This is a genomic window from Rothia uropygialis (assembly GCF_004137765.1).
Classification (GTDB): domain Bacteria; phylum Actinomycetota; class Actinomycetes; order Actinomycetales; family Micrococcaceae; genus Rothia.
This window is the reverse complement of record NZ_NOIS01000002.1, coordinates 682,772-704,050: the sequence shown is the minus strand read 5'-3', so window position 1 is coordinate 704,050 and position 21,279 is coordinate 682,772. Positions and strand designations below refer to the sequence as shown.

General features: G+C 61.1%; 20 protein-coding genes and 1 tRNA gene. 16 read left to right on the top strand and 5 right to left on the bottom strand.

Annotation, left to right across the window (positions count from 1 at the left end; translation table 11 throughout):
- Positions 1 to 147: 147 nt before the first annotated feature.
- The 10 genes from EWV35_RS06690 (at position 148) to EWV35_RS06645 (ending at position 9,872) form a co-directional block, all read left to right on the top strand.
- Positions 148 to 1,011, top strand: coding sequence for a ParA family protein (locus EWV35_RS06690; RefSeq protein ID WP_394342438.1), 864 nt, complete (start codon positions 148 to 150; stop codon positions 1,009 to 1,011).
- 125 nt (positions 1,012 to 1,136) lie between these two features.
- The gene (locus EWV35_RS06685) at positions 1,137 to 1,931 is read left to right on the top strand and encodes a segregation and condensation protein A (RefSeq protein ID WP_342210826.1); all 795 of its coding nucleotides are present in this window, start codon (positions 1,137 to 1,139) and stop codon (positions 1,929 to 1,931) included.
- Entirely contained in the window at positions 1,928 to 2,647 is a 720-nt protein-coding gene (gene scpB / locus EWV35_RS06680; RefSeq protein ID WP_129659392.1) for an SMC-Scp complex subunit ScpB, read from the top strand. Before EWV35_RS06685 ends, scpB begins: the two co-directional genes overlap by 4 nt.
- Positions 2,648 to 2,722: 75 nt before the next feature.
- A complete protein-coding gene (locus EWV35_RS06675; protein ID WP_129659389.1) occupies positions 2,723 to 3,802 on the top strand; it encodes a pseudouridine synthase in 1,080 nt (359 codons plus the stop codon).
- 2 nt (positions 3,803 to 3,804) lie between these two features.
- A complete protein-coding gene (locus tag EWV35_RS06670; protein ID WP_129659386.1) occupies positions 3,805 to 4,935 on the top strand; it encodes a prephenate dehydrogenase in 1,131 nt (376 codons plus the stop codon).
- A gap of 48 nt (positions 4,936 to 4,983) precedes the next feature.
- The gene (cmk, locus tag EWV35_RS06665) at positions 4,984 to 5,784 is read left to right on the top strand and encodes a (d)CMP kinase (protein WP_394342437.1); all 801 of its coding nucleotides are present in this window, start codon (positions 4,984 to 4,986) and stop codon (positions 5,782 to 5,784) included.
- Positions 5,777 to 7,339: a ribosome biogenesis GTPase Der gene (gene der / locus EWV35_RS06660; protein ID WP_129659381.1), complete on the top strand. Its 1,563-nt coding sequence runs from the start codon at positions 5,777 to 5,779 to the stop codon at positions 7,337 to 7,339. The genes cmk and der overlap by 8 nt, the downstream gene beginning before the upstream one ends.
- A 133-nt stretch (positions 7,340 to 7,472) precedes the next feature.
- Positions 7,473 to 7,546, top strand: a tRNA-Pro gene (locus EWV35_RS06655).
- A gap of 262 nt (positions 7,547 to 7,808) precedes the next feature.
- Positions 7,809 to 8,810 carry a serine hydrolase gene (locus tag EWV35_RS06650; protein WP_129659378.1) on the top strand — a complete coding sequence of 334 codons (1,002 nt, stop codon included), beginning with the start codon at positions 7,809 to 7,811 and terminating at the stop codon, positions 8,808 to 8,810.
- A gap of 168 nt (positions 8,811 to 8,978) precedes the next feature.
- Positions 8,979 to 9,872, top strand: coding sequence for an amidohydrolase family protein (locus tag EWV35_RS06645; RefSeq protein ID WP_129659375.1), 894 nt, complete (start codon positions 8,979 to 8,981; stop codon positions 9,870 to 9,872).
- A gap of 120 nt (positions 9,873 to 9,992) precedes the next feature.
- Here the strand turns inward: EWV35_RS06645 and EWV35_RS06640 are convergent, their stop codons facing one another.
- On the bottom strand, positions 9,993 to 10,808 hold the full coding sequence (locus EWV35_RS06640) for a DUF308 domain-containing protein (protein ID WP_129659372.1): 816 nt from the start codon (positions 10,806 to 10,808) through the stop codon (positions 9,993 to 9,995).
- A 225-nt stretch (positions 10,809 to 11,033) separates the two neighbouring features.
- On the opposite strand from EWV35_RS06640, the gene EWV35_RS06635 reads away from it, so the two are divergent.
- The 5 genes from EWV35_RS06635 (at position 11,034) to EWV35_RS06615 (ending at position 16,811) form a co-directional block, all read left to right on the top strand.
- A complete protein-coding gene (locus EWV35_RS06635; RefSeq protein ID WP_129659684.1) occupies positions 11,034 to 11,789 on the top strand; it encodes an SGNH/GDSL hydrolase family protein in 756 nt (251 codons plus the stop codon).
- 37 nt (positions 11,790 to 11,826) lie between these two features.
- Positions 11,827 to 13,161, top strand: a complete 1,335-nt coding sequence (locus tag EWV35_RS06630) for an NtaA/DmoA family FMN-dependent monooxygenase (RefSeq protein WP_129659369.1) — start codon at positions 11,827 to 11,829, stop codon at positions 13,159 to 13,161.
- Positions 13,162 to 13,267: 106 nt separating this feature from the next.
- Complete coding sequence (locus EWV35_RS06625) at positions 13,268 to 14,143, top strand: SDR family oxidoreductase (RefSeq protein WP_129659367.1); 876 nt, start codon at positions 13,268 to 13,270, stop codon at positions 14,141 to 14,143.
- A 229-nt stretch (positions 14,144 to 14,372) separates the two neighbouring features.
- A complete protein-coding gene (recQ, locus tag EWV35_RS06620) occupies positions 14,373 to 16,241 on the top strand; it encodes a DNA helicase RecQ (protein ID WP_129659364.1) in 1,869 nt (622 codons plus the stop codon).
- 63 nt (positions 16,242 to 16,304) lie between these two features.
- Positions 16,305 to 16,811, top strand: coding sequence for an SRPBCC family protein (locus EWV35_RS06615; protein WP_129659361.1), 507 nt, complete (start codon positions 16,305 to 16,307; stop codon positions 16,809 to 16,811).
- A 73-nt stretch (positions 16,812 to 16,884) separates the two neighbouring features.
- On the opposite strand, the gene EWV35_RS06610 is transcribed toward EWV35_RS06615, so the two are convergent.
- Positions 16,885 to 17,490: a methylated-DNA--[protein]-cysteine S-methyltransferase gene (locus EWV35_RS06610; protein ID WP_129659358.1), complete on the bottom strand. Its 606-nt coding sequence runs from the start codon at positions 17,488 to 17,490 to the stop codon at positions 16,885 to 16,887.
- Positions 17,491 to 17,507: 17 nt separating this feature from the next.
- The gene (locus tag EWV35_RS06605) at positions 17,508 to 18,059 is read right to left on the bottom strand and encodes an RNA polymerase sigma factor (protein WP_129659355.1); all 552 of its coding nucleotides are present in this window, start codon (positions 18,057 to 18,059) and stop codon (positions 17,508 to 17,510) included.
- A 205-nt stretch (positions 18,060 to 18,264) separates the two neighbouring features.
- On the opposite strand from EWV35_RS06605, the gene EWV35_RS06600 reads away from it, so the two are divergent.
- Positions 18,265 to 19,671 carry an MFS transporter gene (locus EWV35_RS06600; protein WP_129659352.1) on the top strand — a complete coding sequence of 469 codons (1,407 nt, stop codon included), beginning with the start codon at positions 18,265 to 18,267 and terminating at the stop codon, positions 19,669 to 19,671.
- Here the strand turns inward: EWV35_RS06600 and EWV35_RS06595 are convergent.
- Both EWV35_RS06595 and EWV35_RS06590 read right to left on the bottom strand, forming a co-directional pair.
- Positions 19,668 to 20,672 (bottom strand): arsenic resistance protein, encoded by a 1,005-nt coding sequence (locus EWV35_RS06595; protein WP_129659349.1) that lies wholly within the window; start codon positions 20,670 to 20,672, stop codon positions 19,668 to 19,670. The two genes, EWV35_RS06600 and EWV35_RS06595, sit on opposite strands and share 4 nt — an antisense overlap.
- Positions 20,665 to 21,243, bottom strand: a complete 579-nt coding sequence (locus tag EWV35_RS06590) for a helix-turn-helix domain-containing protein (protein WP_129659681.1) — start codon at positions 21,241 to 21,243, stop codon at positions 20,665 to 20,667. The genes EWV35_RS06595 and EWV35_RS06590 overlap by 8 nt, the downstream gene beginning before the upstream one ends.
- Positions 21,244 to 21,279 lie beyond the last annotated feature (36 nt).

The following is a 21,279-nucleotide window of genomic DNA, read 5'->3' as shown; positions in this document are numbered from 1 at the left end:
GACGCGCGGTATCCGCATTCCGGACCGCTCGTGAGTGCCACCTCGACTCTTTGTGCCAGCCGGAGTCGTACGTCGCGCCCACCACCGGGCGCGGGTTGTAGGGTTAAGGGCAGTTATTATCCGCCCAACGATTTCGAAAAGGTGTGCGTGAGTACTCAGAACTCCGAACCAGAACTTGGCCCCACCGGGCGTCCCGTCCGCCAGTTCCCGGAACCCGCCGTCTTGGATTCACACGGTCCGGCCCGCGTCATCGCGATGGTCAATCAGAAGGGCGGCGTCGGGAAGACGACGTCGACGATTAACTTGGGTGCGGCGCTGGCAGAATTGGGCCGTCGCGTCCTCATGGTCGATTTTGACCCCCAGGGCGCACTGTCCGCGGGATTTGGCGTGAACCCGCACGAGCTGGATACGACGATCTACAACGTGATGATGGACCGCAAGGTCGAGGTGCACGAGGCCGTGCGCACCACTGACTTTGAGAACATCGACCTGCTGCCAGCCAACATCGACTTGTCGGCCGCGGAGGTTCAGCTCGTCAACGAGGTTGCCCGCGAGCAAGTCCTCTCGAGCGCGCTGACGAAGCTCAAGGAGGAGTACGACGTCATCCTGATCGACTGCCAGCCTTCGCTAGGTCTTTTGACCGTCAACGCGTTGACCGCGGCCGACGGCGTCATCATTCCGCTGATTTGCGAATTCTTCGCGCTGCGCGCGGTAGCCCTGCTCGTCGACTCGATCGAGAAGGTCCAAGATCGTTTGAATCCCGACCTTCAGATCGACGGTGTGCTGGCCACGATGTTCGATTCGCGCACGTTGCACTCCAAGGAGGTCATTGCCCGCATCATCGATGCTTTTGGCGACAAGGTCTTCGACACCGTGATCAAGCGCACGGTCAAGTTCCCGGACGCGACGGTTTCCGCGGAGCCGATTCTCAGTTACGCCCCGACGCACACCGGTTCGGTTGCCTACCGGGAACTCGCGAAGGAGCTTATCAGTCGAGGAGGATCTCGCTGAGACCGACCCCCTCGAGGGTTCAGACCGACCCCGAGACGGAACAGGGCGACGTTTTTCCGGGAGGAAAATCCGGCGACGTCGTTCCGGACCCGGCCCCCGAAATATCAACGGGCGCAGGGTTCGCGGTGTCCCTGGAGAATTTCGCAGGCCCTTTCGAGGTTCTGCTCTCGATGATTTCGAAGCGTGAAATGGACATCACCGAGGTCGCGATCGCTGCCGTGACGGACGAGTTCATTGGCTATGTTCGTGCCCTTCGGGATACCGGGTTGGAGAAAGCCCTCGATGAGGCGAGCGAATTCCTCGTAATCGCGGCGACTCTGCTTGATCTCAAAGCCGCGCGGCTTCTTCCCGCCGGCGAGGTCGAGGACGAAGAAGATATCGCGATGCTCGAGGCCCGGGATCTTCTCTTCGCCCGGCTCCTGCAGTACAAGGCCTTCAAAGACGTCTCGCACATATTGGCCGAACGCATGGAGGCCGAGAGCAGCCGTTTTCCTCGGCCTGGGGGACTCCAACCCGAATTCGCGAATCTCCTTCCGGAGCTCATTTTCACGACGACGCCCGAGCGGCTCGCGGAAATCGCCGAAAAAGCGATGCGCCCCAAAACCGAAGAATCGACCGAAGTTGGCCTGGACCACCTCCACGGTGCGCGAGTCACGGTCCGTGAAGAAGCCGAACATATCGCAGCGCACATCATGGACGGAACCCCGGCAACCTTCACGCACCTCGTCGCGGACGCCGAGGACATGCTCGTGGTTGTGGTTCGGTTCCTGGCACTTTTGGAAATGTACCGCGACCGCGTCGTCGGCTTCGCTCAAGAAGGGCCGCTGGAGGAACTTACCGTGAGTTGGGTCGGAACCGACTCCGAATGGAGCGCGGCCCGACTCGCGGACGACGAATACACGGGAGAGGAGACCTCATGAGCGAACTCACAGATCACGACCCTGCGACCTCGCCCACGGACGCCCCTGCCCCCGGTCGCGTGGACCTCATGCCGGGCGGAATCAAGGCAGCGGTCGAGGCGATACTCATGGTCGCGGAGTCTTCCGTCAACGAATTCGAACTGGCCGAAGCCTTGCTCGTCCCTGTCAAAAGCGTCGAACGGGCCCTGGACGAGCTCGCCCGCGATTACGACGGGTATACTGATACGTTCGTGGCCGATGTCGCCGGATCCTCCAATGACCAGGCCAACGAGCAAGCCCCCTTAACCGGAAATCTCCGACCGAGGGAACCGCGCGGCATGGAACTGCGGCGCGTGGGCGGAGGCTGGCGCCTCTACGCCCGCACGGAATTCGCGCCTTGGGTATCGCGTTTCATCCTCGAGGGACAAACCTCCAAACTGTCGCAAGCGGCTTTGGAGACCCTTGCGGTCATCGCATATCGCCAACCGGTTTCACGCGCCAGGGTTTCATCGATTCGAGGAGTGAACGTGGACGGCGTCGTGCGGACCCTCAAAACCAGGGGGCTCATCACCGAAGACGAGGAACCGGGGGAATCCGGTTCCATTTTGTACGTGACGACTCCGATGTTCCTCGAGAAAATAGGGTTGGAGTCCTTGGAGGACCTGCCCAAGATCTCACCGTATCTTCCGGACGTGGAAGACATCGGGGAGTACGAGCAGCGGCTGAAGGGCCGCTGACCAGCGGTGCCGCCGGAATCCACCGGTTGCGCCGCGAACCAAAGAACTGCATAACCACCACCGAAAGTATGAATTATGGCCAATCGATCGACGGGACGTCAGAACACCGGCAGCAATTCCTCGCGCGGAACCTCGCGAGGACAGCAGGGGAAGCCCTCTGCGCGCGGTGGTGCGTCCAAGAACCCCAAGAACAACAAGGGCCCCAAGAGCCTCGGCCGCCCCGGAGCCGCAGGTCGCTCCCAGAAGCCGACCGTGAAATCGGGAGCCAACAGGTCGGACTCCAAGAAGTTCAAGCCGCGCAAGGGCCAAGCAGGGAAGATCTTCGCGCGTGAGCGTGGCGAATACCGTCCCGAACACGAGTACAAAGGCCCGCACCGCCCCCGTCGTCCCCGCGCTGCGCCGGTCGACCGCTTGGACGTGTACGACCGCGAAGGTGTTCGCCTCCAGAAGCTCATGGCTCAGGCCGGCGTCGCCTCCCGGCGTGTGTGCGAAATGATGATCACCGAGGGCCGCGTCGTGGTTGACGACGAGGTCATTACCGAGCTCGGCGTCCGGGTGGATCCGCGCAAGTCGCACATTCAGGTCGATGGCGTGACCATTCAGACGGACGACTCCAAGGTCTACTACGCCTTCAACAAGCCCGAAGGTGTCATCGCCACCATGGAGGATCCGGAGGGACGGCCGTGTATTTCGGATTACCTCAATCCGCAGCGCAAGGAACGCATCTTCCATGTCGGACGCCTTGACGTCGCGACCGAAGGCCTGTTGCTGCTGACCAACGACGGGGAGCTCGCCAACCGGTTGACGCACCCCTCCTACGAAGTACCGAAGAAGTACCTCGTTCAGGTGCGAGGTCCGATGGAACATGGCGTCGGCCAAGAGATGAAGAAAGGCATTCGCCTCGAGGACGGCGTCGCCCGTGTGGACGACTTCGCGCTCGTGGATTCCACACCCGGCCACTTGCTGGTCGAGGTCACGATCCACTCGGGAAAGAACCGTATTGTCCGTCGCTTGTTCGACGCCGTCGGCCACCCTGTGGAGAAGCTCGTCCGCACCGAAATGGGGCCCGTCCGCATCGGCTCCCAGAAGCAGGGCACCATCCGCAACCTGTCCAAGGTCGAGATCGGTGCACTCCTTTCCTCGGTAGGCCTCTGACCATGGGACAGAACTCGTCCGCCACAGTCTCCGGGCCGGTCCTGGTGATCGGGTCCGGCTTACTCGGAGCTTCCGTAGGCCTGGGCCTTTCCTTGCAGGGCGTCGAGACATGGGTTTCCGATATCTCGCCGACCACAGAGGCCGTCGCCGAGGACATCGGCGCCGGCCGCTCGCTGGCCCGCTTGGTCGCTCAAGCGGGGGAGGCCGGAGCGCGTGAGGAGATCGACCCGCAACTGGTCGTCGTCGCGACCCCACCCGATGTCACGGCGTCGACCGTGGCCCGAGCTCTCGTCGATTACCCGAATGCTGTGGTCGCAGACATCGCTTCCGTCAAGGAACCGATTCTTCTGGCGCTGAAGGACACGGGTGCGGATTTGAGTCGCTATATCGGCACGCATCCGATGTCCGGGCGGGAGAAATCCGGTCCGGTCGCGGCGCGTGGTGAGCTGTTCATGTCCCGCCCGTGGGTCATTTGCGAACACGACGGCGTCGCCCAGGAAACCGTGCGCCTGGCTCGGGGGCTGGCCATGGATCTGGGATCGAATATCGCCTACATGGACGTTCGAGAGCACGACTCGACGGTCGCGTTGATCTCCCACGTACCGCAGGTCATGTCCTCGCTGTTGGCCTCTCGACTGCGTGAGACACCTCTGGAGTCGCTGAGCCTCGCCGGGCAGGGCCTCCGAGACACCACACGCATCGCGGGCTCGGACCCCGGCCTCTGGGTTCAGATCCTGTCCGCGAATGCTCGCCCGGTCGTCGAGACCCTGTACGGGGTCCGGGAAGACCTCAACCGGCTCATCGCAACCCTTGAGGCGCCGACCGCCGAAGGCGCGCGCTTGGACATTGCGGAGCTGATGACCGAAGGCAACGACGGCGTGGCGCGGATTCCGGGCAAGCACGGTGGGGCGCCCAAGGCGTTTTCGGCCCTTACGGTCCTCGTCGATGACACCCCGGGCCAGATTGCTCGGTTGCTCGCGGAGATCGGCGAAATCGGCGTGAACGTCGAAGATATGCGAATGGAGCACTCACAAGGCCAACCGGTGGGTATGGTCGAGATATCCGTGATTCCCAATGCGCGCGAAAATCTCGTTCAGGAGTTGACCGAGCGTGGCTGGAAGATCGCAGAGTGAAGATTGCAGTGCCCGGCCCCGGGCCAATGACAACCCATGGAGGACACCGTGAGCCAAGATAATCAGGAGGCCCTCGAGGAGGCCGCAGTACCCGCCGAGCCCGCGGCGTCCCAGTTCAAGCACGAGGACCAGACAGAAGCCTGGAAGTCCGAACTCGTCGTAGCCGTGGACGGCCCTTCCGGGTCGGGCAAATCCTCGGTCTCTCGCGAAGTCGCCAATCGCTTGGGGCTGGCGTATTTGGACACCGGCGCGATGTACCGCGCTTTGACGTGGTGGTGCCTCGAAGCCGGCGTGGACCTGGATGATGAAGACGCCGTGGCGGAGGCCGCGAACGACTTCCAGCTGCAGATGGGCACCGACCCGATCGTCGAAACCATTATGGTCGGCGGCACCGACATCAGGGAGTCCATCCGGGAATCGAAGGTGACCGACAAAGTATCCGCGGTGGCCAAGAACCAAAAGGCGCGCCACGCACTGATCGCGCGTCAGCGCATGGAGATCGTGGCCAACGGGCGTCGGATCGTGGCCGAGGGGCGGGACATCACGACCGTCGTCGCACCCGATGCCTCGGTGCGGATCCTGTTGACCGCGAGCGAGGACGTCCGTATGCAACGCCGCGGCAAACAGATCGGTGCCAGTGGGGACGAGGACCGGTTGAAGCTTGAGGTCGTCCAGCGCGATGCGGCGGATTCCAAGGTCAATAATTTCACCGAAGCAGCTGACGGAGTCACCCTGGTGGACTCGACGGAGCTGGACTTCGACCAGACGGTGCAGGCAGTCATCGACGTCATCCGGACGACGGCAGAGCAGCACCACGAAGAGAACGACAAGAGCGACAACAATGACTGAGATGCACGACGAGTACGAGGAGAAGTACCTCGGCGGCTCGGGTGAAGACGACCAGGTCGAGGAATACCTCGCCAACCTGGACGACGACGAAGCCGAGAAGCGCGCGGAAGCGCTCCGAGCAGGCCTCGAAGAATACGAGCTCGAGGAAGAAGACCGAAACCTGCTGCTCGAGTGGGGTTTCGACGTCGGAGTGGAACCGAGCAGCGAACCCGATCCGGTGGTCGCCATCGTGGGGAGGCCCAATGTGGGCAAGTCCACGGTGATCAACCGCATCCTCGGAAGACGCGAGGCCGTCGTCGAGGACAAGCCGGGGGTGACGCGCGACCGCGTGTCCTACAAGGCCGAGTGGAGTGGCAAGAACTTCACCCTGGTCGATACCGGTGGGTGGGAATCCGATGCCAAGGGAATTGATGCCCAGGTCGCTGCTCAGGCGGAGATCGCCGTGGCGCATGCCGACGTCGTCGTCCTGGTGGTGGACGCCCTGGTGGGCATTACCAACATGGACGAGGCGATCGTGCAGATGCTCCGGCGCGTCAAGAAGCCGATCCTGCTGGCCGCCAACAAGATCGACGACTCCTATCAGGAGCCCGAGGCCGCCGCATTGTGGAGCCTCGGCCTAGGGGAGCCGCACCCGATCTCCGGCGTGCATGGCCGCGGAATTGCGGACATGCTGGACGAGCTGCTCAAGATCATGCCGGAGCACTCGAAATATGCCCAACCCGAAGATTACGAGGGCCCGCGGCGCGTGGCGATCATTGGTCGACCCAACGTGGGCAAGTCGTCGTTGCTGAATAAGCTCGCGGGGGAGGACCGGGCGGTCGTCAACGACATCGCCGGGACGACCCGTGATCCGGTGGACGAAATGATCGAGTTGGGCGGACATCCGTTCCGGTTCGTGGACACAGCGGGCATTCGACGCCGTCAGCACATGGCCAAGGGCGCGGAGTTCTACGCGTCGTTGCGAACACAGACGGCACTGGAACGTTCCGAGGTTGCGCTGGTCATGCTCGATGTTTCCGAACCGCTTTCCGAGCAGGACGTACGGATTCTTCAGCTCGCGATCGATTCGGGACGTGCGATGGTTCTGGTCTTCAACAAATGGGACACGTTGGACGAGGATCGCCGCGACGAGCTGGAACGGGAGATCGACCGCGACCTCGCCCACGTTGCTTGGGCGCCGCGGGTCAATATTTCGGCGAAGACCGGCTGGCACAAGGACAAGATGGTTCCGGCCCTGCTCAAGTCGCTGGATGCGTGGGATTCACGTATTCCGACCGGTCGGTTGAACGCTTTCCTCGGCGAGATCGTTGCCGCGCACCCGCACCCGTTGCGCGGAGGCAAGCAGCCACGCATTCTCTTCGGAACCCAGGTATCCTCGCGGCCGCCGAAGTTCGTCCTGTTCACGACCGGGTTCTTGGATCCGGGGTACCGTCGGTTCATCATCCGTCGCCTGCGTGAGACCTTCGATTTTGAAGGCACTCCGCTGGAGATTTCGATGCGCGTGCGCGAGCGTCGGTCACTGGGCAGGGACAGCAAGGGCACAGGACGGCGGTAGGTTCCCTGCGGGATGTACGGCCGGAGGTCAATGCCGTAGGTTTTCTCTCGTGCGAACCGATGCTGGATGTGCGTTCGGGTGCTCGGTCCTGTATGATGTATCGAGTGCCCGGGCGTTGTTCCGGGTAAAAATTCGGGTTGTGGCGCAGCTTGGTAGCGCACTTGACTGGGGGTCAAGGGGTCGCAGGTTCAAATCCTGTCAACCCGACGGATATGCCCCGGAATATCAACGAAGTAGCGTTGGTGTTCCGGGGTTTTTGCGTTAAAACGCCGTTTGGTGTCCATTTTCGGCTCGATTCGCCGAATGCATCCACGACGGTGGAATCTTCCGTGTCTTACGCGGTGCCGGGGTTGCAGCGGGGCCGCCTCGGCACAATGTTGGTCTCCTCATCGACGAGTGTGCGGAAGGACATGTCCTCGCTCGGCGATATTTGAACGGGCGTCCGCGGCATGCGCCTAGAATTTTAAACATGACTTTCACTAGGCGAAACGGTCCCGCCGAGCAGTCACAGACCTTTCACGGTGACTCGTCTGGACCTGTCTCGTCCGGGCGCTCAATCTCCCCCAGGGAACGAGGGGTCGACTCTGACCACCTCGGTAGCGGTGCCTTGGGCAACGATGTCTCGATGGGGCGGCGCTCTTTCTTCGGCGTCGTCGGCATCGCCTCAATCGGTCTCCTGAGCGCATGCACCGCAGGCCCCGCAGGCCCCGAGGCGAAAGACAACCCCGAAGTCACCTTGGATGCTCTCAGCAAGGAGTACGAGGCCAAGATCGGCTTGTCCGTTTACGACCATTCTCGGAACAAGAGCTTCAATTACCATGGAGACGTCAAGAGTTACGAAGCCAGCGTGGTCAAGGTCCCGATCGCTCTCACCGTGATGCGGGTTGCCAAGGACCACGGCGGAAAGCTCGATCAAGAGCAGCGGGATTTGGTCCAACGGTCCGTGGGGCAGTCCGATAACGACGCGACAGCGACTCTCTTCGCTTCCTTGGCCCAGGGACAAGAACCTGGTGGCGATGAAGCAGACGCGGCTTCCTCGGATGCCATCAATGAGACCTACGCAAAGTTGGGTGTCCAGCGGACGCGAACCAACAAGACGTGGGGAGATAATGAAACCTACGCCGAGGACCAGGTCCAGATCGCAAAGGGCCTCGTCAATCGAGTGGACTGGGTTGACGGCGACGACCTGGAATTTCTGACTTCTCTGATGACTCCCGTGGACGATTCCCAGGGTTGGGGCGTCGGATCGATGCAGTCAGGCAAAGCCGGAGACAAACACGTCAAGGATGTGGACGTCAAAAACGGATGGCTGCCGAACGACGATGGCACCTGGAACATCACATCCATGGGAGTGGTCTTCGCCGAGGACACGACATATTCGGTTGCCGTAGTTTCGACCGGTTTCGAATCCTTCGAAGAAGGGCAGAAGGTCGCGAACGAAGCAGTCAAAGCGTATTTCAGCTCGTTGTAGAACGTACGCTGTGAAGCCCACCTCGCATTCGCCGCTGGAATTGGCGTGGTCTTGCCGGGAAGCTCAGTGCGAACACGCAAGTGCGGACCATTGGCTGTCTCCGGAATCGAGGAAGTCAGGGCACTTCACTTTTCAGTACGACGGGAACAACCTCGTAGTGTGAATCACATGTCGAATAATGTGGAAGCGCCCCTGTCAGATGCGGGCGTCCAGCCTTATCTGGCGGAACTCGGATTGCCCGGCCTGATCGATCTGCACGTTCACTTCATGCCCGATCGCGTCCAACAGAAAGTTTGGTCCTTCTTCGATCACGCCGGAGACGAGGGCGGGCCGGCATGGCCGATCAATTACCGGTACGACGATGAGGAACGTGTGCGGATCCTTCGCGAGATAGGCGTTACCTCATACACCACGCTCAATTATGCCCACCGGCCAGCAATGGCGCGGTGGCTTAACGAGTACTCCGCGCAGTTCGCGTCCACGCACGATGACGCCATCCACTCGGGAACCTTTTACCCCGAGCCGGACGTGGAAGCGGTGGTGCGGGAAAGCCTCGACAGCGGGGCTCGTATTTTCAAAATTCACATCCAAGTTGGCGGGTTTTCTGCGCTCGATCCGCAGGTGAACCCGGCCTGGGGCATGGTCGCTGAGGCCGGTGCGGCGGTCGTGATTCATTGTGGGCACGGACCCCATCAGGGGAAGTACACCGGTGTGGGGCCAATCCGGGAACTGGTGAAGCGCCACCCGGACCTGATGTTGATCATCGCCCACGCGGGTCTACCGGAGTACGACGAGTTCGCGGAGCTTGCTCTGCACAATCCCAACGTTTATTTGGATACGACCATGGTCGGGACCTCGTTCATGGAGCGCATTGCCCCGAGCCCGGCTGATTATGGCAAGACGCTGGCTGCACTGGATGGAAAAATCGTGTTGGGGACAGATTTCCCATCGATTCCGTACTCGTACAGCCATCAAATTGAGGTCCTGCACCAGTGGGATCTTGGCGAAGAATGGATGAGGAACCTCCTGTGGGAAACTCCGCGTCGGTTGGTCGGCGCGTGACCGGGTTGGTGGCCTTAGAACGGCCCGTCAGGACAAGCCCAAACAACAATAATGCCCTCTCCGATTGTCGGAGAGGGCATTGAGGCGTCGGCGCTAAGCCCACACCTAGGAGGCCCACGCCTAGGAGACGAAAGTCACTTCGTGGCTGTGGTAGGAGTCGTCGTACAAGGTGAAGTCCATGCTGAAGTCATTCGGGTCGTCAACTGTATACGCGATGTCGTAGGTGAGGTCTTTGCCGGGCTGGATTTTCCCCTGAGGCCCTCCGTCGATGTTATTTTCAGAGTCAATGACAAGGTCAGCTTGTTTTCCACCTGACAGAACGGTTGAGCTAACGGAAGCGGCATCGATGGGCTTATCGGTCCCATTTTGAATTGTGACTGTGAACTTTCGAGCGTTCGACGGATCTGCCGATCCATCAGTTCCTAGAGCGGCGGTTTCTGAGGGAGTGAATGTTTCAGGTGCCCCTACTCTGAGGGCGATTCCATCTTCCCATTCGTATTTCCGGCCAAAGTGCGGGTTTTCCTGATTGGTGTTCTTTGGCTCCGAATTATTGCTGGCCGAAGAGCCTGAGGAATCGCTGCTCGTCGCTTTCCCATTTTCGTCAATGGCGCCGTCCAGGCTGCTACCGAGCACCCCGATAAACACGACAAAGCCCACGACGGTACCCACGATGGAGACAATGATGGCAACCAGTCCGGGCCACTTTGCTTTGCCGCTCATGAAGAGCGAGATGATCCCGACGAGGAAACCGATGGGCAGAAGGACCCAACCGACTATCAAAATTCCTGGAATGCATGCGAAGACGAACCCGACGACAGCGGCGGCTAAGGCAATGATGCCGAGGACGTTCTTCCCTTTAGGTGGGCGACGCTCGTAGTTCCGGTTGTGTCCATAGCTCGGCGGGTAGGGATGTTGTTGTCCGACGGAAGTGCTCATGCTGATGCTCCTGGAAGTGTTGATGAATATCTTGGCTATAAGCATAATGTAAACTGGGTAAACACTGTGCATACAGCATGACCTTCTAATACATCTTCCACGAACGACATATTGAGTTTGTCGATATGGTGGCCGTCCTTCTGCGGGCGGCGGGGTCGGGATTACCCGACCGATTCCGACTTCAGCCGCCACCGACGCACAATAGAGAGCGTGACTAATCAACGCATGCGATACGTGGCCATTGGTGACTCCTACACCGAAGGAGTCGGTGACGAGCTTCCGGACGGAACCGCGAGGGGATGGGCGGACCTGGTTGCCCAAGGCATCGCGGACGATCTCGGCGAACCCGTCGAATACGCGAACCTTGCCATCAGGGGCCGCCTCATCCGCCCGATCATCGAGGAGCAGCTCGACGCCGCGCTCGCCCTCGCCCCCACGCTCATCAGCTTCAACGGCGGCGGCAATGACATCATGCGTCCGCGTGCCGACGTCGAGGTCATCTCCGACCTGTACCTGGACGTCCTCGCTCGTTGCAGGGAGACGGGGTCGGGCCTGCTGGTCATCTCGGGTGCCAACCCTACGAGACTCCTCCCCGCCGGGAGATTGTTCCAGGCCAGAGGCGACTCCTTGCTCAAAGGCGTCCAACAGAGGCTTGCTGAGGCCGAGGACGTCACAACCGTCATGCCGTGGCAGGACGTGGTCCTGCAGAATCCGCGGTTCTGGTCGGATGACCGCCTTCACCTCAATACCCGTGGACACCACCGTGTTGCGGCACTGACTCTCGACGGTCTGGGGTATACGCCCCATCCCGAATGGTGGGACCTCCCCGGAGACGACCCCCAACGCACCACAGGCTTCCGCTACTACCGCCAGTATGTAGGCCCGTGGGTCCAGCGGCGGCTCACGAAGCGTTCATCAGGGGACGGCCGTGCGGCGAAATATCCGGACTGGGTCGTCGTCGAACCGACAACGCAACGATGAAGTCGCTAACCTGCAGATCGCACTAGAGGAAACAGTCGTGACAGAAAACAGCAACACGGGATCCTTCGCCAAATCATCGCGCCCCTTGCACTTGGGAGCGATGCTGACGGCGTCGGGGGCCCCCGACGATGAACGGGCGTGGCTGAACCCCGCCGAACCCACCGACGCATCCATCAATCCCGAATGGTATCGGCAGGTTGCGGCAACAGCTGAGGAAGGTGCCCTGGATTTTCTGTTCGTTGCGGACGCGGTTTTCGTGGATCCGGACGGCCCACCACACTACCTTTCTCGTTTCGAGCCCCTGACCCTGCTGTCCTATCTCGCCGCGGCAACCTCCCACATCGGCCTGGTCGGAACCGTTTCGACTTCGTATCAGCACCCGTACAACATCGCGCGCATGATGCTGTCTCTTGACCACCTGAGCGGAGGCCGTGCCGGATGGAACGTCGTGACGTCCCTGAGCGACCGCGCGGCGCGCAACTTCGGTCTGCCGGCTCAGGTCGATCATGAGACCCGGTACGCCAAGGCTTCGGAAGCGATCGACGTCGTGCGGGGACTGTGGCGCAGCTACGATCCGGACGCGCTTCCCCGGGACAGGGGGAGCGGCACTTATATCGACAAGAGCAAGCTGCATGAGCTCAACCATCGTGGCGAATTCTTCGACGTCGCCGGGCCGCTGAACATCGAGTCCTCGCCCCAAGGCGATCCGGTGATCTTCCAGGCGGGGCAGTCGCGGCAAGGCCTCGCGCTCGCCGTAGGCAGCGCGGACGCCGTCTTCGCCATGCCGACCACGCCCCAGGCGGCGCTCGACTATCGGAAACGTCTCGTACAAGCCAGCCCGCACGGGTCCTCCACTCGCCCCGAGCCCCTTGTTCTTGCCCGAGTGATCGTTCTGGTCACCGACGATGACGCCGCCGCCGACACCGCTCGTTCCGAGTACCTCGACCGGCACGGTGCAACTGCGCGGATGCGTGAACGGGTTTCTCGTGCGACGGGCCGGCCTGTCGAGGATTTCGCCAACCCAGTATCGCCGGCGGAGGTCGAACATGCTACAGCCTATGAGGGCACATGGTTGGCGGAACCGATGCGGCAGGCGGTACGGGAAGGGGCCGCGATGGAGGACATCGTGGAGCCTCTAATGCGACAGACGCAGTTGATTGTCGCGGGAACAGCGGGGACTGTTGCCGACGAGTTGATGAGCTGGGGCAATGCCGGCGCCGTGGATGGATTCATTCTGCAAGTCAGCGACCGGGAACAATTCCGGCGCTTCGTGCACGAGGTGGTTCCGCAGCTGCGTCGTCGAGGTGGGTTCCGTCAGAGATATCCGGAGCAAACCACGTTGCGGGCTGTGCTGGGGCGTGCCGCAGAATAGTGCGCTGGAACGTCGGCACATATACAGGCCCTGACGGAAAACTCGCATCCGGAGTAGCCTTGACCCTGAACTCGCACGGTTGGACCAAACTCGATTGGGAAATACCTTGCACATCTTCGTTACCGGTGGAACCGGATTGATCGGATCGGCCGTTGTCCCGGAACTCGTGAACAATGGCATCAGAGTTCTCGGTCTGGCACGCTCCGACCGATCCGCAGAAAAGCTGGCCCAGGTCGGCGCAGGCGTCGTCCGCGGCGAACTCACGGACCTGGATATCTTGCGTCAGGCAGCGAAAGAGACAGATGGCGTGGTTCACCTGGCCTTCAGCAACGACTTCTCGAGCGGCGAGTCGATTGCGCAGGGAATCACCGAGGAAACGGCTGCACTGAAAGAAATGGCGAACGCGATGCTTGGGTCGAACAAACCGTTGGTAACCACCGCGGGCACCCCGGCTTTCCAGGCAAGACCATCGACTGAAGACGACCCGCTGCCCACAGAAGGGCCCGTTTCCGGACGCGGACAAACTGTCAACGAACTTCTCGCTCTTTCTAGTCAGGGGCTTCGCAGCATATCCATTCGGCTTCCACGTACGGTTCACGATGAAGGCCGCGGAGGATTCGCCGGAATACTCGCCCAGGCGGCCCGCGACTCCGGGATCGCAGGCTATCCGGGTGACGGCCACCAGCGTTGGCCAGCGGTTCATGCGAAGGATGCGGCCTCACTGTTCCGAATCGCACTCGAGAATGCGCCCGGCGGTACTGCGTGGCATGCCGTCGGGGACGAGGGCGACCGGGTTCTGGACATCGTCACCGTGATCGGGGAGCAACTGGGACTTCCGGTGAAGTCGGTTCCACCGGAGAATTTCGGTCCCCTCGGAACGATCTTCTCCCAAGACCAGCCAGCTTCCAGTGAAAAGACGCGTGCCGCGCTCTGCTGGGAACCACAACACCCGAGCCTTCTCGAGGACCTTCGGAACCTGTGACACCGAGGCTGTAGCCCACATTCATCAACCAGCTACTGCAGGGCAGTCGCCAGGTTGAAGGGGGTCCGATCCGTGAATACTGGTTTGTCAGCGTTGTGGCCTGAGCGGGTCGCACGAGGTCGACAGAGCCTCGGCGATTCTTTCGCATCTTCGGGCCACGGTTGCCGAGGGTTTTTCAATTCTGTGGACAAAGGCCAAGCGACATAGACCGAACCGATATCGTGGAACTGTGACTTCCGCGCCCCAGAACTGTCAGACACAAACCGTCGATACAACTCTTCCCACGCCGCTCGACATCCTTCGGAAAACCTTCGGATACGAGGAATTCCGAGGGAACCAAGCGGCGATCATCGAGCACGTCACGAGCGGCGGCGATGCCGTCGTCCTGATGCCCACCGGCGGCGGGAAGTCGTTGTGCTATCAGATCCCCGCAATCGTTCGTAAAGGCACCGGCATCGTGGTCTCACCTCTGATCGCTCTGATGCAGGACCAAGTCGATGCACTGGCCGCGGTAGGGGTTCGTGCAGCGTACCTGAATTCGACGCTGGGCCCGGAAGAAGCCAAAGCCGTCGAGAACGGTCTGGTCAACGGCGAATACGACCTTGTCTACATGGCTCCGGAACGACTGGTCCAACCTCGGACGTTGAGCCTCATCGGTCGCGTCGACGTCGGACTCTTCGCCATCGATGAGGCTCATTGTGTTTCCCAGTGGGGCCATGATTTCCGAAAGGACTACCTTGGTCTCAGCCTTTTGGCCGAAAGATTTCCCGAAGTCCCTCGGATCGCCCTGACCGCCACAGCCACTGAAACAACGCACCGCGAGCTGACCCAGAACCTCAGCCTCAACCAGGCTCGGCATTTTGTGTCCAGCTTCGACCGGCCGAATATTCAGTATCGGATCACGGAGAAGAACAACGCCCGCCAACAGCTTCTGGACATGATCCGTGCAGAGCATGATGGCGATGCAGGCATCGTCTATTGCCTGTCTCGCAAACGCGTCGCGCAAACAGCCAAGTGGTTGCGAGATCAAGGTGTCGATGCAGTTGCCTACCACGCCGGGCTCAGCGAGTCGGAACGCGCACAGGGGCAACGCCGCTTTCTCCGGGAGGACGGCGTGGTGGTGGTCGCAACGATCGCCTTCGGTATGGGCATCGACAAGCCCGACGTGCGCTTCGTCGCTCACCTCGACCTGCCCAAATCGGTCGAAGGCTATTACCAAGAAACCGGTCGAGCGGGTCGAGACGGTCTCCCAGCAACTGCATGGTTGGCCTATGGCCTTCAAGACGTCGTTCAACTGCGCCGGATGATCGACGATTCGGAGGGAAGCGAAGAGTTCCGCAGAATCCAGCGAGGCCACCTGGACGCGATGCTTGCTCTGTGCGAGACCACGGATTGCCGCCGCGTTCAGATCCTGCGCTACTTCGGCCAGGATTCCGAGGCCTGCGGCAACTGCGATACCTGCCTCAACCCACCGGCTTCATGGGACGCGACCGTACCCGTGCAAAAGCTCCTTTCCGCGGTGGTGCGTCTTGATCGGGAACGCGACCAACGGTTCGGCGCCGGACAGATCATCGACATTCTGCGCGGCAAAGAAAACGAGAGATCCACCCGGTCCCGGCACGATGAATTGTCCGTATGGGGCATCGGCGCGGACATGAGCGAATCGGCATGGCGCGCGGTCGTACGCCAGCTGTTGGCCCGTGGGATCATCACCACGACGGGGGAGTACGCGACTCTGGCCCTAGCCCCCGCGTCCGGGCCGATTCTTCGGGGTGAGGACACGGTGACTCTGCGTTCGGCACCCGAAAGCACGTCAAGCCGCCGCCTGTCCGGAAGGAAAACTCGAGGAGCTTCCCTCGCAGCGACCGAGCTCGACGACCTCCAGCGTGCAACTTTCGAAGCCCTGCGCTCTTGGAGGACGGAGCAGTCCAAGGAACAACAAGTACCTGCCTACGTGATCTTCCCGGACGCCACGCTGATTGAAATTGCGCGGCTTTCGCCGCAGTCCCCAGGGGAGCTTCGTGGAGTGAGCGGGATCGGTGAGAAGAAGCTGGAACGCTACGGTGACGGGGTCCTCACCGTTGTTCGCGGCTCCTGACCGGTGGGTCGGTCCGCTGCTTCAGTCCTGGACTGGCGATGCCCCGACTGCGACGATGAGCACATGAGCGAATCACAAGTACAGACCCAGACCCACGAGAAGTTCGTCGCCGCCATCGGAATCGTCAGCGCATCGTCACACGAACTCTACGAATTCCTCCGCGACCCGCAAAACCAAGCCGCACTGGACGGGTCCGGCATGATCCGAGCGGCCAGTCACGACCCTGGTTCATCCGGCAACGCCACACAGGGGCTCCTGGAGGCAGAGGGACAGCTCTTCGTGATGGACATGCTCTGGACCGACGGCACGACCCAGTACCAGGTCGAAAACACGGTAACGCGCATTGGCGACGACGGCATCGAATGGTTGGTCGCCGACTACGGCAATGAGCCTCAGGGCTGGCGCTGGGGGTGGCGCTTCGAGAGCGTCGATGCCGGAACACGGGTTACCAATTACTGCGACTGGTCGGATATTACCGACCCCAAGGTCCTCGAAGACAAGGGCTTCCCGGTCGTTGACCCGGAAAAGATCGCTGTGACCGTTCGAAACCTCCAACAACGATTCGCCTAGTCCGCGTTTCCGTCTGTCTCTTTGGCGGCCGAAAGTCCTCGGGGGGGGGGGGGGGGGGGGGGGGGGGGGGGGGCTACGCGGCTGACTCCAGTTCCAGCAAGGCCGCCTTCGCGTCCAGCCCGCCGACGTAACCGCCCAGGGAACCATCCGTGCGGAGAACCCGGTGGCACGGGACGACAACGGGCAACGGGTTGGTCGCGCAGGCCGACCCGACCGCTCGCACCGCATGGGGATTCCCGACCCGTTCCGCCAAATCCTTGTAGCTGACGGTCTGTCCGAACCCAATATTCGGCAGATACTCCTGGACGGAACCGCGGAAGCCTCGGGAAAGACGCCGGTCCAATGGCAATCCGAAGCTCGTACGACGCCCCGAGAAGTATTCTTCGAGTTCCCGAGCAGCGGTGTCCAACTCGCGGGGGGACTCGATAATTCTGGGGCTGATGCTGTCTGCGAGTCGTTGGAGAACGGCATCGAAATCTTCCCGCTCAAATGCTATGCGTATCAACCCAGTATTTGTGGAGGCGAGCATCAGCGTGCCCAAGGGGGTGTCCAGCGTCCGGTAGGAAATGTCCCGGGCCTCATGTTCTGACGCCTTTTCCTCGAAGCGCCGGTGCAATTCCGCCATTTTCTTTGGACTGACCGGAAAATATTCGCGGTCCGATATCTCTGTCGATTTCATGGTGTGCCTCCCGCACGTTATTCCTGGGCTACAGGACCATCGCCGTCTCTGCTCAACATTCTGAACCGAAGCCTTCGCATCCCGGCCGACGACGCCCTGCGCACTGCCTCCGGTGTTCCCCCGATGACGCGTGCGACCTCATCGTGGGGCAGCCCGCCGAGGTGATGATAGGCCACCGCTAGTCGCTGGCGCTCCGGCAGCTCGTCCACGGCTTTCCACACCATTCGGTTGCGCTCCCGATCGATCGCGAGATCCGCGGGGTCAGGAACGGCCTCTGGGCCTACCGCCGTGTTGTATGGACTGGTCGCGTCCGGGGTGCTGGCCATAGGTTCGGCACGGCGCGCGGCAGCCCTGAGAACGTCGATCGCCTTGCGCTGCGCGACCCGAACGAGCCAAGCCTCAACGTTGGCGTCCTCTGGAAGAGCATCCCAACCCTTGAGGACCGCCACAAAAGTCTCCGCCCAAGCATCTTCCGCGTCAGGGCCCGCGCCGAGGGCAGCTCGACACACCCGCCACACGCTAGGGCCGTGCCGCCGGACAATCGCTTCGAACGGTGTTTTTTGTTTCATTACTCAGTAGTCGCGTCTCGAAGGTTGGAAGTGAGGCTGAATGCGAAAAAATTTTTGATCATCCTGCTTCCCATATATACCGCCGATTCCCAGGCTTCTTGGTACTTTTTCGTGTTGACTGTCACAACCCCCCAATCTACCGTCTACAGGGACATTGAAAGCCGCCCGAGAGCGGAAATGCTCTATGACAAAGCATCGGACAAAAATGGCACATGAACCGACGAATCGTATTCACGCAAGCCGTACTAGCGTCAGCGATCCCTCGACTGCTCCTGCACGCGTGGAGCCGGACCTGAAGACTGTTCGCAAAGCGGTGGGCGCGTCCGCGATCGGGAACGCCACGGAGTGGTTCGACTATGGGCTCTACGCGGTATCAACGGCTTACCTGAGTCAACACTTCTTCCCCGGGGACAACGGGCAACTGTGGACGCTGTCTCTTCTCGCGCTGTCCTTCATCATGCGTCCCATCGGCGGCATGGTGTGGGGTCCGATCGGTGACAAGCTCGGACGCAAGGGCGTTCTGGCCATGACGATTGTGCTCATGGCCGGCGCGACCTTCTTCATCGGAGTGCTGCCTGACGTCAACACCATCGGCGTATTCGCCCCAATTCTGCTGGCATTCCTCCGTATGGTGCAGGGCTTCTCATCCGGCGGTGAGTACGGCGGTGCCGCAACCTTCATGGCCGAGTACGCCCCGGACAAGCGGCGCGGCTTTTACGGAAGCTTTCTCGAATTCGGAACTCTTGCCGGGTTCGCGTTTGGTTCCCTGATCGTCTTGATCGGTGAGCTGGCTCTTGGCAACGAAACCATGATGGCTTGGGGCTGGCGCATTCCGTTCCTCGTCGCCGGCCCGCTCGGTCTGATCGGGTGGTACCTGCGGTCCAAACTTGCGGAGTCTCCGATCTTCGAGGAACTTGAGGACACCCAACGAGAGAGCAGTGTCGGCGGTGGCCTCCGAGACCTCTTTGCGAACCACTTCGGCCAAATGGCGATTGTGTTCGGCCTGGTGGTCGCGGTGAACGTCGTCAACTACACGTTGCTGACGTACATGCCGACGTATCTCGAGAGCACAGTGGGGATGGAAAGCTCCACAACCCTGACGGTCATGTTCATCGCCCAGTTCGCGATGATGCTCGTGATGCCGCTGGGCGGTGCGCTGTCCGACAAGGTGGGCAGAAAACCCATGTGGTTCACCTCGATGATCGCTCTCTTCGTTCTTTCGGTTCCGATGTACATGCTGATGGCCAAGGGCTTCTGGTTCGCTCTGCTGGGATTCGCTGTCCTGGGGCTCCTGTACATCCCCCAGCTGAGTACGATCTCCGCGACGTTCCCGGCCATGTTCCCGGCGCCGGTCCGGTACGCGGGATTCGCGATCTCGTACAACGTGTCCACGATGATCTTCGGTGGCACATCACCCATGGTCAACGAGGCTTTGATCGGTGCAACGGGCAACGATCTCGTCCCGGCGTTCTACATGATGGGCGCCTGCCTCATCGGTCTGATCGCTACGCTGTTCATGAAGGAGACCAAGGGAGCTTCCCTGCGGGGGACCGAGGTTCCGGAAACGGGAAAGGTTCCGGTCTTTCAACCGCTCTCCGACGCCGCGCGTTAGAGCCGCAGCTGATGCTCGGGGAACAGCACCCTCGGAACCAACCAGAGGTAGCCGATCATTCCCAGCAGCTCGATCATGGACTGCATGATCACGACCACGGCCGTCAGCTCCCAGCCTGAGGGTAGGGCCAAGGCGAGTGGCAGGACCACGAAGGAGTTCCGCGTTCCGTAGGTGAAAGCCAGCGTTCGCGCGGGCTCTTTCGGCAGTTTGAAGAGCACCGACATGCACCGGGCGAGAACGAGCGCGACAGCCAGGTACAGGACATATATCCCGCCGACGCGGGGCAGTAGGTCAAGAGAATGTACGACGGCACTCGCGTGTGACGTCATGACCAGGAGAATCACCAGCCCCAAAGCAGGTACGGGGAACCAACTGAAAGCCTCGACCCAACGTGAGGATCTATTCGCCTTAAGGCCACGACGTCGGTGGCGTCTGAGCCAGAAGTCCGTGGTTGCCGCCAAAGCGAGCGGGACCAGGATAAGCGCCGCCGCCGGCACCATATGGCGCACACCCACCGAGGCGCCGAATGCGGGATCCGCGAAGGCTCGCAGATATACCGGTAGAAGTATCAACTGGACCACCATGTTGAGCGGAGCCAGTGCTGTTGCCCTCGCCGTGTCGCCCCGCCCCATATGCGTGAAAGTGATGAACCAGTCCGTGCACGGGGCGACGAGAGTCATGAGGATGCCCAAGCGAATCGCCGGGGAACCCGGGGCCCACTGCACGAGGCCCCACGCCATGAGCGGTATTACCAGAAAGTTCCCGATCAACGACGCAATCAGGAACCCGCGGTCCCGAAACGTCTTGGGAATCGCCGCGAGTGGCACCTGAGTGAAGGTCGCGTACATCAAGAGCGCCAGCGCGGGCCATACGAGCGCTTCCGCAACCGCCGCACTATTCGGCAAGGTAGTCCCGATTCCCAGGCCCGCGGCCGCGGTGAGAAGGTATACCCAGACCTGGTTCCTCTCCAGGGAGTCCCTGAGAGAACGAGCTCTATCCATGACTGTCTTCGTTAGCCTGCTCCGCGCCGTGAGTGTGGAATTTGGCCCCTTCGCGGTTGAAAATGCTAATGACGTCTGCCGGTCGTGAGCCGGCCGCAGAGACGCTGTGCGGGATAGTTGTGTCGAATTCGGCGGCTTCCCCTGAGGCGAGGATCACCTCTTCATCGCCCAGAAGCAATCGGACCTTGCCGGAGACCACGTACAGCCATTCGAAACCGGGGTGAACCCCTTGCTCGGGTGCCGTCTTGCGCGGAGGGTATGTCATTTTGTAGGTGTGAACAGGGGAGGCCTCCGGGGCAAGGGGTACGATCAGGATGCCGTTTCGCCGGTAGGCCTGGCGACGGACCCTCGGATCCGGTGTGCGCTCCTTCACGAGCTCGTCGATGCTTATGCCGAGCTGCCGTGTGAGTGGAAGCAACAGTTCCAGACTCGATTGACGTTTTCCTGATTCCAGCCGGGAGAGTGTACTCACAGACATACCCGCCCGCTCGGCCAGCTCTTCCAAAGTCCAGTCCAGCCGCTGGCGTGCTGCCCGCAACCGCGGACCGACCTGTGACAATTGTTCGTCCACCATTCTCCTCCTTGCCATTTCTGCAAATTAGTTTGC

Excerpts from the sequence above, each read along its gene's own strand:
- scpB (WP_129659392.1), top strand. The coding sequence starts at position 1,928 with ATGAGCGAACTCACAGATCACGACCCTGCGACCTCGCCCACGGACGCC.
- EWV35_RS06675 (WP_129659389.1), top strand. The coding sequence starts at position 2,723 with ATGGCCAATCGATCGACGGGACGTCAGAACACCGGCAGCAATTCCTCG.
- EWV35_RS06670 (WP_129659386.1), top strand. The coding sequence starts at position 3,805 with ATGGGACAGAACTCGTCCGCCACAGTCTCCGGGCCGGTCCTGGTGATC.
- der (WP_129659381.1), top strand. The coding sequence starts at position 5,777 with ATGACTGAGATGCACGACGAGTACGAGGAGAAGTACCTCGGCGGCTCG.
- EWV35_RS06650 (WP_129659378.1), top strand. The coding sequence starts at position 7,809 with ATGACTTTCACTAGGCGAAACGGTCCCGCCGAGCAGTCACAGACCTTT.
- EWV35_RS06645 (WP_129659375.1), top strand. The coding sequence starts at position 8,979 with ATGTCGAATAATGTGGAAGCGCCCCTGTCAGATGCGGGCGTCCAGCCT.
- EWV35_RS06640 (WP_129659372.1), bottom strand. The coding sequence starts at position 10,808 with ATGAGCACTTCCGTCGGACAACAACATCCCTACCCGCCGAGCTATGGA.
- EWV35_RS06635 (WP_129659684.1), top strand. The coding sequence starts at position 11,034 with ATGCGATACGTGGCCATTGGTGACTCCTACACCGAAGGAGTCGGTGAC.
- EWV35_RS06615 (WP_129659361.1), top strand. The coding sequence starts at position 16,305 with ATGAGCGAATCACAAGTACAGACCCAGACCCACGAGAAGTTCGTCGCC.
- EWV35_RS06610 (WP_129659358.1), bottom strand. The coding sequence starts at position 17,490 with ATGAAATCGACAGAGATATCGGACCGCGAATATTTTCCGGTCAGTCCA.
- EWV35_RS06605 (WP_129659355.1), bottom strand. The coding sequence starts at position 18,059 with ATGAAACAAAAAACACCGTTCGAAGCGATTGTCCGGCGGCACGGCCCT.
- EWV35_RS06600 (WP_129659352.1), top strand. The coding sequence starts at position 18,265 with ATGGCACATGAACCGACGAATCGTATTCACGCAAGCCGTACTAGCGTC.
- EWV35_RS06595 (WP_129659349.1), bottom strand. The coding sequence starts at position 20,672 with ATGGATAGAGCTCGTTCTCTCAGGGACTCCCTGGAGAGGAACCAGGTC.